Here is a 7,401-nt window from a genome sequence, read left to right on the forward strand (position 1 = left end):
GCCGGTGTGAACGCCTTCAATCCCGAGACCGCGCGTCACTACCTGGACATCGGCGCCGGCTTCATCCTGGTGGGCGCCGACGTCGCACTGCTGGCCAGGGGCTCCGAAGCCCTCGCCGCCCAGTTCATACCTGCATCCGATCGCGATTCCCGCGCCAGTTACTGACCTCTCGAAGGACTTCCCTTGACAGTTACTCCAGCACTCTCCCCTGCCGTCTCGCCTGAGCGCGAAGCGCAGCTCCTCTCGACTGTGCCTACCGGTCTTCTAATCAACGGCGAATGGCGGGACGCGTCCGACGGCGGCACTTTCGGCGTGCATGATCCCGCCACCGGAAAAGTGCTCGCCACTCTTGCCTCGGCGACCAGTGACGACGCTGTCGCCGCGCTCGATGCTGCCGACGCCGTACAGGCCTCTTGGGCGCGGACCGCACCCCGCGATCGCGCCGAGATCCTGCGTCGCGCCTTCGACCTGGTGACCGAGCGTGCAGAGGACTTCGCGCTGCTGATGACCCTCGAGATGGGCAAACCGCTGGCCGAAGCGCGCGGCGAAGTAACGTACGGCGCGGAATTCCTGCGCTGGTTCTCGGAGGAAGCGGTCCGCGACCACGGCCGTTACCTCACCACCCCCGAGGGCAAGAACAAGATCCTGGTCCAGCACAAGCCGGTGGGCCCGTGCCTGCTCATCACGCCCTGGAACTTCCCGCTAGCCATGGCAACACGCAAGGTTGCTCCTGCCGTCGCTGCCGGGTGCACCATGGTGCTCAAGCCGGCAAAGCTGACTCCGCTGACAGCCCAGCTGTTCGCCCAGACAATGCTCGACGCCGGCCTCCCCGCCGGAGTACTGAATGTCGTCCCGTCGTCCAGCGCCTCCGGCATCTCCGGTCCCCTGCTTGCTGATCCCCGGCTTCGCAAAATTTCCTTCACGGGTTCCACGCCAGTAGGAAAGCGCCTGATGGCGGACGCCGCGCAGAACGTGCTGCGGACCTCCATGGAACTGGGTGGAAACGCGCCATTTATTGTGTTCGACGACGCCGACCTGGACAAGGCCGTTGAGGGAGCCATGGCCGCGAAGATGCGGAACATGGGCGAGGCTTGCACTGCCGCAAACCGGTTCCTCGTACAGGAATCAGTCGCTGCGGAATTCACCCGGAGGTTCGCCGAAGCCATGGGCGCACTCACCACCGGACGCGGCACCGAGCCGGGGACCCAGGTGGGCCCCCTGATCGACGGCGACGCGCGTGATGACGTCCATGCCTTGGTCAGTGCCGCCGTCGACGCCGGTGCTACGGCTGTGACGGGCGGTGCACCGGTGAAGGGTGCCGGCTACTTCTACCAGCCCACGGTGCTCGGCAATGTGCCCAACGGCGCCGAGATCCTGGGTCAGGAAATCTTCGGCCCTGTGGCTCCCGTAACCACGTTCGCCACCGAGGAAGATGCGATCCGGCTTGCGAATGCGAGCGAATACGGACTCGCTTCCTACGTGTACAGCAGGGACTTCACCCGCCTGTTGCGGGTGGCGGAGCAGATCGAATTCGGCATGGTCGGCTTTAATGCCGGTGTCATCTCGAACGCCGCGGCACCCTTCGGCGGAGTGAAACACTCCGGGCTGGGCCGTGAGGGCGGTTCGGAGGGAATCGCGGAGTACACCACAACCCAGTACATCGGCATCGCGGACCCCTACGCCAACTGAGCCCTGAAGGGTTAGTCGGAGAGGTGGCTCGGGAGCTTGCTTCCCGGCGCACGTCCGCGGATCTCGAGCAGTTCGCGGGCGTGCTCGGCGAGGCGCTTGTCCTCGTCCGAGCGCGGAACCCACGGCGGGACCGGCACGGCCGTGCCCGTTTCGTCCCGTGCCACCATCACGGTGAGGCAGTAAGTGGTGAGCTCCATGTCGCGGCCCGTCGGGCTGCCGGACCGGACGTGCACCGCAATGTGCATGCCCTTGTTGCCGGTGTAGACCAGCCGTGCTTCCACCTCGACGAGGTCGCCGATCAGCAGCGGGCGGTAGAAGCGGACTCCCCCGGAGAAAACCGCCACCGTTTCCTTGCCGCAGTAGCGCGTGGCGCAGATGTAGGCAGCCTCATCGATCCAGTCCATGACCGTTCCGCCGTGAACCTTGCCGCCCCAGTTCACATCAGTGGGTGCGGCAAGGAAGCGGAGGGTCACCCGCTCGGCCGTACCGGCGTCGGTGTATTCCTGGCCGCTCATGGCGGCGACGATGGCATCGCGCACTTCAATTCGGGCGACCGCGTGATCCCGCAGTTCGATCTCCTCGGGCGTCACGGGCTCGAACTGCGGCACCGGCACGGGTTTTCCGTCCGGCCCCACGGCCACGAAGATCACCAGACACTGGCTGCGCATGGTCGCCTCTCCGCCCTTGACGTCCCCCGAAGAGACAACGGTGCGGATGTGGAGGGAAGACTTTCCGGTGTAGACGAGCGTCGCTTCAACCTCGACCATGTCGCCGACGTTCACCGGGTCCGCGAAGTGGATGTTTCCTACGTACGCCGTGACGCAGTAGCTCTTGGCCCACCCGACCGCTGCAGCATACGCGGCCTTGTCGACCCACTCGAGCACCGTACCGGCGTCGACCGACCCGCTATGTCCCAGGTCGGTGGGAGCCGCGAGAAACCGCAGCGTCACCGAATGCGGGTTTGGTCGGTCAGGGGTTTCCACGCGTCGTTGCGTACCGGTTTCCATGGATTTCACGGTAGCGGAAGGAGCGTTCCACTCGGAACGAAGGTCGCTGCTTCCGCGAACATGACAAAGGAGCCCCGCTCAGCAGCGAGACTCCTCCGCTCTTAAGGCCGCCACCTTACCCGGGCAGGGACTCCAGCGACCATGGGTAGGAGTGCATATCCATGTGACCACCGGACTAGGCGCAACCCTGAAACTCCAACTCAATTCTCAGGTTGCAGGTGTACCGTGACGCACAGGATCCGTTCTCAGCTACACCACCAGAACGAGGAAGTTCGTGATGACTCGTACAGGCCGAAAATCATGGCGTCAGTGGACTCCGGCAGCCGTAGCAGCCGGGGCGGTTGGTGCAGCGGCCCTCGTTGCCCCGTTCACCGCCAACGCAGCCGTTGACCTCCCCGACAAAACGGCCGCCGAAGTTCTCGCCCTGGTGCAGGAAAAGGACGTCGACGCATTTTCCGGCACGGTGGAACAGGCCTCCAACCTCGGCCTCCCCGACCTCGCGGGACTCACCGCACCCGGTGGTCCACCCGGTGGTCAAAACAACGACGACGGCGAGCCCTCACCGGAGAGCGCCGCCCTGGAACTTCTCACCGGCTCCCATACGGCCCAGGTGTTCGTCAACGCACCCGACCAGGCCCGCCTGCAGGTGCTCGACCAACTTGAGGAACGCAACGTCATCCGTAACGGTGCCGACCTCTGGTACTACAACTCGGACGAGAACGAGGCCATCCACGCCACCCTCGAGGACCATCAAAAGCCCGACGGCGAAATGCAAGCCCCGGATGACATCGCTACCCACTTCCTCGAGAAGATCGATGCATCCACGGAAGTCACCGTCGGCTCCGACCGCATGGTCGCAGGGCGCCCGGTATATGACCTGATCCTCACGCCGCGTTCCACAGAGACACTGCTCGGGTCCGTAACCATCGCGGTCGACGGCGAAACCGGCCTCCCGCTGGGCGTCACTGTCGCGGCCGCCGGCAGCAGCGATCCCGCATTCAGCTCCGTATTCACGGAGATCAGTTACGAGGAACCGGCCGCCGACCTCTTCGCCTTCACTCCGCCGGCCGGAGCGACCGTCACCGAGATCCAACCCGGTGAGCACCAGGGCGACCACAAACGCGACCACGAGCGTGACCACGTCGATAAGAATGCGGCAGAGAAACCGACCGTGGTCGGCGAAGGCTGGGACGCCGTCGTCGTTATTCCTGCCGGCCAGCAGGAGCTGCCACCGGAACTGACGCAGCTCAGCACGCCGGTCGAGGGCGGTCAGCTCCTCTCCACGACGCTGGTGAACGTCCTGATCACCGACGACGGCCACATCCTCGCCGGCTCCGTCACGGCTGAACGCCTGCAGGCAGTAGCCGCCGGACAGTGAGCGGGGCCGGGGACCTCGTCATCGAGACAGCGGGCCTGACCAAGCGGTTGGGCGGACGAAACGTGGTCAACGGGATTGACCTCGCTGTGCCTCGCGGTTCCGTATTCGGATTTCTTGGCCCCAACGGTTCGGGGAAGACCACCACCATCCGGATCCTCCTCGGCCTGGCTTCGGCGACCTCCGGGGACGTCAAGGTTCTGGGTGAATCCATACCCCGTGCCACTCAGAACGTGCTGCCCCGGATCGGTGCGCTAGTGGAGGGCCCGGGCTTCTACCCGTTCCTCTCCGGGACCGCGAACCTGCTCCGGCTCGACGCCGCGGACCGCTACGTCTCCCCCTCCACACGGCGCCAGCGGGTTGACCGAGCACTGGAACGCGTCGGCCTCGCGCAGGCCGCGAACAAGAAGGTCGGCCGGTATTCCCTGGGCATGAAGCAGCGCCTGGGGATTGCGAACGCCCTTCTGACCCACCGCGAACTCATCGTGCTCGACGAGCCCACCAACGGCCTCGACCCCCAGGGCACGCGCGAAGTCCGTCATCTCGTCCGCTCGCTGACGGAGGAGGGCACTACGGTGTTCGTCTCCAGCCATCTGCTCACGGAGGTGGAGCAGATCTGCTCGCACGCTGCAGTGCTCAGCGCCGGTTCCCTTGTGGCGCAGGGCAGCCTCGACGAGTTACGGCGCTCCGGTGAGCCCCGCCTTCGCGTGGTCACCCCGGATGTGCCGGAGACTCACGCCGTCCTCCGCCGGTTGGGAACCACCCCCGACGACGACGGCGCCCCCTCCGGAGCACACAGCGTCACCGCGCCGCTTCCGGCAGGACTGACTCCGGACCGGGTGGTTCGGAGCCTCGTCGAAGCGGGTGTCCGGGTGAACGGCTTCACCGTGGACCAGGCGGGTCTCGAAGACCTGTTTGTTGCGCTCACCGGGGAGGGGTTCGACGTTGTCCAGTGAAGTCACCGTCACCAGGGAGACGGTTGCCCCCGTCAGGAAGTCGGCGGGGTGGCGGTTCCTCGGGTCCGAACTTTCCGTCCTCTTCCGCCGCCGGCGCACCTGGGCTTTGCTCGCCGCGCTTGCCGCCATTCCCGTGCTCATTGCCGTCGCGGTGAAGCTGTCCTCCGGTCCGCCCCGCGGGCGGGGTCCGGCGTTCCTCGACCAGGTGAGCCAGAACGGACTGTTCGTCGCCGTCGTCGCGACCATCGTCGCCATTCCGCTGTTCCTGCCGCTCACCGTCGGGGTGGTCGCCGGAGATACCGTCGCCGGGGAGGCAAGCACGGGTACGCTGCGCTATCTGCTCATGTCTCCCGTGGCACGAGGCCGGTTTCTCGTGGTGAAGTATGTGGGCGCCGTCGTCTTCTGTCTTGCAGCCACATTCACCGTCGCGGTGGTGGGCACCATCATGGGCGCGCTGCTGTTTCCTATCGGACCGGTGACCCTGTTGTCGGGAACGACCATAGACCCGCCCGAGGCGCTGCTCCGGATCGCCCTGGTATGCCTCTACGTGACGCTGTCCCTGCTGGGATTGTGCGCCGTCGGGCTCTTCATGTCGACCCTGACCGACGTTCCGGTGGGAGCCATGGCCGCAACCGTGGTGGCCTCAGTGGTCAGCCAGGTGATGGGGCAACTCCCGCAGCTGGAATGGATTCACCCCTGGCTGCTGACCCAGTACTGGCTCGGGTTCGCCGACCTGCTGCGTGATCCGATTGTGTGGGACTCCTTCGTCGCCAACGCGCTGCTGCAAGCCGGCTATATTGTGGTGTTCGGCGCCCTGGCGTACGGCCGGTTCAGCACCAAGGACGTGCTTGCCTGAGGGGTTCGGAACGGGCCGTTACCGGCCGGAGTGCCAGGCCGCTATCTCGGCAAGGAGCTCCCTGCGGCGTGCATCGGTGACGAAGGCGGACCGCACGGAATTCTCGGCGAGCTGCCTCAGCTGGTTGTCAGTAAGCCCAAAAAGGGGGCGGAGTTCGGCGAAGTTGTCATCCACATAACCGCCAAAGTACGCCGGGTCGTCGGAGTTCACCGACACATTCAGCCCACGTTCCAGCATGCGCGGCAACGGGTGGTCGGCGAGGGTGTCGACCGCCCGCAGCCGCACGTTTGAGAACGGGCAGACGGTAAGCGGTGTCTGCTCGGCAGCAAGCCGCTCCACCAACTCCTCGTCCTCCATGCAGCGAATACCGTGGTCGATCCTGGAAACCTTCAACACATCGAGCGCCTCCCAGATGTACTCCGGGGGTCCTTCTTCTCCGGCGTGGGCGATGCACTTCAGCCCGGCTTCGTGCGCTCGTTCAAAGACGCCGGTGAACTTGCTCGGCGGATGCCCCACCTCCGCCGAATCGAGCCCAATACCGATGATGGGCGCGTTCATCGCCAGCAGCTCCTCAAGGACTGCGAGCGCCTCCTCGGCGGGCTCATCACGCAGGAAGGCAGAGATCAGTTCGGTGCTGATCCCGAACTCTTCCTCGCTGTGAGCCAGGGCCGACGCAACCCCGTTCACGCAGGTGGCAAGCGATATCCCCCGGGACAGGTGCGCCTGCGGGTCCATCATGATCTCAGCGTGCCGGATGCCCGCCGCGGCGGCACGAGTCAGGTAGGCCCGAGTCATGTCGGCGAAGTCCCGCTCCGTCCGAAGTACCGCCATGTTGCTGTAGTACAGGTCCAGGAATGATTGCAGATCCGTGAACCGGTACTGCAGTCGCAACGCCTCCACGTCCGCGTAGGGCAGCTCAATGCCGTTACGGTCCGCGAGCGCGAAGATCAGTTCCGGCTCCAGCGTTCCCTCGATGTGCAGATGCAGCTCAGCCGTGGGCAACACAGACATGACAACTCTCCTCCGGATGCGGGTGAAATGCGCAGGTACGAACAACGCTACGCTGGCGCCGGTCGCAACGATGATGAAAGGATCGCATGCATGACCGACAGCACCGAGAGCACCCACACGCACGACGACGATCCCCGCGAGGCGGTCATCGAACCCACGCCAGAGGCAGGGCGCGCAGCCAACATTCGCGAAGAACAGGGAACGCACGCTGCCGGCGCCGTCCCGGCGGCCTACGTGGGAGGCGACGGTCCCGGGGACAATCCGGAAGACGCCGCCGACGACTCAGGGCACTGGGACGAACTGGGCAGAGAGAACCCGGTGAGGGAACCTCAGGGTGAGGAAAAGTAGCGTGAAGGGCTAGACCAGGGCGCCGACGAGGACCGTTGCTTCGACGTCCTTCGAGCGGTGGTCATAGCGGAAGGTGACCACACCGCCGTCGTGCTGGAGTACGTGGTTTGCGCCGTTACGCACGCCGAACGCGCCGTAGTTCTCTTCCCACGAACGGTC

Annotated in this window: 7 protein-coding genes and 1 pseudogene; 6 read left to right on the plus strand and 2 right to left on the minus strand. The window is 65.4% G+C overall.

Going from position 1 to position 7,401, the window contains the following annotated elements; all coding sequences use genetic code 11:
* A pseudogene (locus RIF85_RS05415) lies at positions 1 to 165 on the plus strand (2-dehydro-3-deoxyglucarate aldolase); the annotation flags it as partial.
* An 18-nt stretch (positions 166 to 183) separates the two neighbouring features.
* The gene (locus tag RIF85_RS05420; protein WP_309070893.1) at positions 184 to 1,689 is read left to right on the plus strand and encodes an NAD-dependent succinate-semialdehyde dehydrogenase; all 1,506 of its coding nucleotides are present in this window, start codon (positions 184 to 186) and stop codon (positions 1,687 to 1,689) included.
* 11 nt (positions 1,690 to 1,700) lie between these two features.
* Here RIF85_RS05420 and RIF85_RS05425 read toward each other — a convergent pair whose 3' ends face one another.
* Complete coding sequence (locus RIF85_RS05425) at positions 1,701 to 2,696, minus strand: hotdog domain-containing protein (RefSeq protein WP_309070894.1); 996 nt, start codon at positions 2,694 to 2,696, stop codon at positions 1,701 to 1,703.
* A gap of 277 nt (positions 2,697 to 2,973) precedes the next feature.
* Here RIF85_RS05425 and RIF85_RS05430 point away from each other — a divergent pair, with 277 nt between their 5' ends.
* From RIF85_RS05430 to RIF85_RS05440, 3 genes are read left to right on the plus strand one after another with little or no spacing between them, the layout of a single operon-like run.
* Positions 2,974 to 4,074, plus strand: a complete 1,101-nt coding sequence (locus RIF85_RS05430; protein ID WP_309070895.1) for a hypothetical protein — start codon at positions 2,974 to 2,976, stop codon at positions 4,072 to 4,074.
* Complete coding sequence (locus RIF85_RS05435; RefSeq protein ID WP_309070896.1) at positions 4,071 to 5,027, plus strand: ABC transporter ATP-binding protein; 957 nt, start codon at positions 4,071 to 4,073, stop codon at positions 5,025 to 5,027. Before RIF85_RS05430 ends, RIF85_RS05435 begins: the two co-directional genes overlap by 4 nt.
* Positions 5,017 to 5,883: an ABC transporter permease gene (locus RIF85_RS05440; protein WP_309070897.1), complete on the plus strand. Its 867-nt coding sequence runs from the start codon at positions 5,017 to 5,019 to the stop codon at positions 5,881 to 5,883. The genes RIF85_RS05435 and RIF85_RS05440 overlap by 11 nt, the downstream gene beginning before the upstream one ends.
* Positions 5,884 to 5,901: 18 nt before the next feature.
* Here RIF85_RS05440 and RIF85_RS05445 read toward each other — a convergent pair whose 3' ends face one another.
* Entirely contained in the window at positions 5,902 to 6,894 is a 993-nt protein-coding gene (locus tag RIF85_RS05445; protein ID WP_309070898.1) for an adenosine deaminase, read from the minus strand.
* A gap of 90 nt (positions 6,895 to 6,984) precedes the next feature.
* Here RIF85_RS05445 and RIF85_RS05450 point away from each other — a divergent pair, with 90 nt between their 5' ends.
* Entirely contained in the window at positions 6,985 to 7,242 is a 258-nt protein-coding gene (locus RIF85_RS05450) for a hypothetical protein (RefSeq protein WP_309070899.1), read from the plus strand.
* Positions 7,243 to 7,401 lie beyond the last annotated feature (159 nt).

The sequence above is a fragment of the Arthrobacter sp. genome, assembly GCF_031179385.1.
GTDB lineage: Bacteria > Actinomycetota > Actinomycetes > Actinomycetales > Micrococcaceae > Arthrobacter_D.

What these genes read in the sequence shown, in the direction of transcription:
- RIF85_RS05450 (WP_309070899.1), top strand. Translation starts at nt 6,985, where the DNA reads ATGACCGACAGCACCGAGAGCACCCACACGCACGACGACGATCCCCGC.
- RIF85_RS05445 (WP_309070898.1), bottom strand. Translation starts at nt 6,894, where the DNA reads ATGTCTGTGTTGCCCACGGCTGAGCTGCATCTGCACATCGAGGGAACG.
- RIF85_RS05425 (WP_309070894.1), bottom strand. Translation starts at nt 2,696, where the DNA reads ATGGAAACCGGTACGCAACGACGCGTGGAAACCCCTGACCGACCAAAC.
- RIF85_RS05430 (WP_309070895.1), top strand. Translation starts at nt 2,974, where the DNA reads ATGACTCGTACAGGCCGAAAATCATGGCGTCAGTGGACTCCGGCAGCC.